1 pseudogene is annotated in these 377 nt (G+C 36.9%); it reads left to right on the top strand.

The annotated features are described in order from the left end of the window. Positions 1–78 precede the first annotated feature (78 nt). A pseudogene (locus DM397_RS00340) lies at positions 79–377 on the top strand (xylose isomerase); the annotation flags it as partial.

Raw genomic sequence — 377 nt, 5'->3', positions numbered from 1 at the left:
AAAGAACCTTACGAAGCCGCTTATAAGAAATGGAAACAAGAATTAGAATTAATATTAACAACTAAATAAAAGAATCAAATGATAGTTTTAGGAGATAAAGAATACTATAAAGGTATTGGCCAAATAAAATTTGAAGGAAAAGAGTCTGATAATCCATTGGCATTTAAATATTACAATCCAGACCAAGTTGTAGCTGGAAAAACAATGCGTGAGCACTTTAAATTTGCTATCGCTTACTGGCATACTTTCTGCGGACAGGGCAGCGATCCATTCGGACCAGGAACGCAGCAGTTTGCTTGGGATGCTTCATCAGATCCTTATCAGGCAGCGAAAGATAAGGCTGATGCAGCTTTTGAATTCATCAGCAAAATGGGATT

The organism is Flavobacterium nitrogenifigens (assembly GCF_003254565.1).
Classification (GTDB): Bacteria; Bacteroidota; Bacteroidia; order Flavobacteriales; family Flavobacteriaceae; genus Flavobacterium; species Flavobacterium nitrogenifigens.
The sequence above is the reverse complement of the archived record's forward strand: the minus strand, read 5'-3'. Positions and strand labels throughout refer to the sequence as shown.